General features: G+C 26.0%; 3 protein-coding genes. 2 read left to right on the top strand and 1 reads right to left on the bottom strand.

Going from position 1 to position 3,376, the window contains the following annotated elements; translation table 11 throughout:
• Positions 1-85 precede the first annotated feature (85 nt).
• Together VJ881_10450 and VJ881_10445 are read left to right on the top strand one after the other, a co-directional pair.
• Positions 86-442, top strand: coding sequence for a DUF2294 domain-containing protein (locus VJ881_10450; protein HKL76470.1), 357 nt, complete (start codon positions 86-88; stop codon positions 440-442).
• 180 nt (positions 443-622) lie between these two features.
• The gene (locus tag VJ881_10445) at positions 623-1,828 is read left to right on the top strand and encodes an OFA family MFS transporter (GenBank protein ID HKL76469.1); all 1,206 of its coding nucleotides are present in this window, start codon (positions 623-625) and stop codon (positions 1,826-1,828) included.
• Positions 1,829-1,843: 15 nt separating this feature from the next.
• On the opposite strand, the gene VJ881_10440 is transcribed toward VJ881_10445, so the two are convergent.
• Complete coding sequence (locus tag VJ881_10440) at positions 1,844-3,058, bottom strand: DUF2225 domain-containing protein (GenBank protein ID HKL76468.1); 1,215 nt, start codon at positions 3,056-3,058, stop codon at positions 1,844-1,846.
• Positions 3,059-3,376: the final 318 nt, after the last annotated feature.

Below are 3,376 nucleotides of genomic sequence, written 5' to 3'. Positions count from 1 at the left end.
AAAAATCTGAGTTGTATTTTCAAAAAAATTATGTTAATATACTATACAAATGTTATGATAGTAGTAAAATTTAAAGGGTGATATGGTGACAAAAGGTCAAATTGAAAATAAAATTAGTGAAGCAGTAACAAAATTTGAAGTGGAAATCCAGGGTCGTGGACCAAAAAAAATCAATACAATAATTGTAAATGATCTAATTATAATTAGACTGGAAGGTTTTTTTAGTGTATCTGAAAAAAGATTAGCCAAAAATAATAATGTAGAATTAATAAAAAAAGTAAGGACTTTATTATTTGAAAATGAAGAAGAAAATTTCAGAGAAAAAATAGAAAATATAATTGATACAAAAATAATTAGTATTCATTCTGATGTAAGCACTAAAACTGGGGAAAAAATTATAGTATTAACTATAAAAGAGAATTTAGAAGAAAAATATGAATAAATATAAATTTTAATATATAAGTTGACAGACAGCTGAAGGGTATTTTAATACCAGTCAAAATGTAGGTCAACATCTTAGTTGCTCATAGTTTATAACTATGAATGACTAAGGTGTTGGCCTTTTTTTAAATTTAAATAAAAATATAAATAAAAATTTCTTAAAATAATATGAGGTGTTAAAATGATAGAGAATAATAATAAAAGATGGATATTCATCCCTTTAGGGATTTTGATTTTTATGTGTTTGGGAACAGTTTATTCCTGGAGTGTATTTAGAAAACCTGTAGAAGATTTACTAAAGATTAATGCTACTCAGAGTGGTTTGCCCTATATGTTCTTTTTGTTTTTTTACGCGGTTTTGATGCCTGTTGCAGGAGGATTTATAGATGAATATAATCCCAAATTTATGACTATAATTGGTGGTTTGATAGTTTCATTAGGGTGGTTTTTATCAGGTTTTGCAACAAACATAATTATGTTGTCTATTACTTATGGGATTATTGCTGGAGGTGGAGTTGGAATTACTTATGGAGTACCGATTGCTGTTGCTGCCAAATGGTATCCAGACAAAAAGGGGTTGGCAGTTGGCCTTACTTTACTTGGATTTGGATTATCACCTTTTGTTACAGCACCTTTAGCAAATATGTTGGTAGCATCATATGGAGTTTTAAAGACATTTAAAATATTAGGAATAGGTTTTGCAGTTATAATTTCTTTATTAGCATTACCTTTAAAATTTCCTGATTCTATTAAGATTAGTAATAGTAATAAATCAGATAATAACAAGTCAATAAATATAAAAACTGCTGAAATGCTTAAAAAGAAAACATTTTATGGGCTATGGGGTAATTATATTATAGGTACTTTAATTGGTTTAATGGCTATAGGTATTACTACTCCAGTAGCAGTTGAAATAATAAATTTAAATGCTGCTAAAGCAGCATTAATGGTATCATTATTTTCAATTTTTAATGGATTGGGGCGTCCATTGTTTGGCTGGATAACAGATGAATTTTCTCCAAAAATAGCTTCAATTATCTCTTATGTTTTAATAATTATAGCTTCAATACTAATGTTAAATGCAGGTAATGGAAAAATGATTATCTTTACTATTGCCTTTTCTTTATTCTGGTTAAATTTGGGTGGCTGGCTGGCAATAGCACCTGCAGCTACTGGAATTTTCTTTGGAGCAAAAAATTATAGTAAAAATTATGGATATGTATTTACTGCTTATGGTATTGGTGCTATATTGGGAACTTTAATTTCAGGACGTATCAAAGACCTACTGGGAAGTTATATTTTTACATTTTATCCGACTATTGTGCTGGCAATTATAGGATTAATCTTAACAATTGTTTTACTTAAAAAGCCTGAAAAAGGGAAATAATATGATGATGAATTATTAATTATTTTCATCTCTTTGTTCTTCTCTGATTTTTAAAAATAAATCTCGGGCTTTTTTTCTATGAACTTTCTTTGTTGCATTTTCATGAATTAAATCATTTAATAGGGGTATAGCCTGGTCAGATTTATTATGTTTATAAAATAAAACTGCTAATAATAATATTAATTTATTTGTTTGATTGTTTGATAAATTGGTGGAATCATCTTCATAATAAAAATCGCGCAGGTATTCCATAGCTTTATAGGATGATTTTTCCACCAATTTTTCTTCATTTGCATCTTCATAAAGCCAGCTTATTCTTAACCATAAATAGACATAATCTTTTCTATTTCCATTAATTAAATCAAGTAATTTTATAGCGAGGTAATAAGCATCAAATACCTCATTTAAATTTCTTGGTTCCCTAAATTTTGGTTTATAATCATTTCCTAAAATATTTATGATTTGTTTTTTGAACTTTTCTTTGATTTTTCTCTTTTTCTTTTTATTAAGATCAAAGAAGTTTCTTTTTGGGGCAGTGTAAAAACAATTTGGGCAACTCCAGACTTTATACCAGTGAGGTTTAAAATCTTTATAAATAGGACGTAAATCATCTCTAATTTCTTTAAGTTTAAGTCGGGAATTTCTAATTTTTTTGACTTTCATTTTATTAGAACAAACAGGACATTCAATTTCTTTTGTGTAAAGATAATGTTTAAAACCATCAGTTGCTTTTTGGTTATAGCTTTGGTGTTCTCTAAGATAAAAATTATTAATATCTGCTATACTTTGATAATCATAATCTGTATTATTTTCTTCAGATTTATTATTTTCTTCAGATTTATTTAAATTTGGTGTTTGTAATTTTTGAATTCTTTCAGATAGATTTTTTATGATTTTTTCTGTTAAATCAGGTTGTTTGGCCATTAATTTTTTAAAATTTTCAGGTGTGAAAACTAACAAATTAGCATCACTGGAAATTTTTGCTCTGGAAGTATGATTGGAATTTTTTAATAATGCAGTTTCTCCTAAAAAATCTCCAGAATTGAGTATATCCAATTCTTTTTCTTCTTCATCTTCATTTTTTATGAATAATTTAATCTGACCTTTAAGTATAAAATAAATATTTTTTGCTTTGCTTTTAAAAGTATATAAATCTTCTCCAGAACTTAATTCTATAATATTACCATATTTAGTAAATAATTTATATAATGAGTTATTATTATCTGCCATTAATTTTTAACCCCTTTATTTGAGTCTTTTTAATTATAAATTTCTTTTATTATAACATAGAAAAAAGTTGTTTTAAAAAAGATTAATTGCAAAAATATTTTAATAATTATAAAAATTTTAAAATAAAGGGAGGAATTTTCGGTTTTTTTAATAACATATTATATTAAGAATAACAATATATAACAAAAAAGGGGGAATAAAATTGATTAAGAATCAAAAAAGGTTTATTTTTAGTTTAGTATTAATTACATTATTAACTTTAAGTCTGGGTATAAGTACTAATGTTTCAGCTTCTACTCATGATTTAACTATTATGGG

It is taken from the genome of Halanaerobiales bacterium (assembly GCA_035270125.1).
GTDB lineage: Bacteria > Bacillota > Halanaerobiia > Halanaerobiales > DATFIM01 > DATFIM01.
This window is presented reverse-complemented; position numbering and strand designations above follow the sequence as displayed.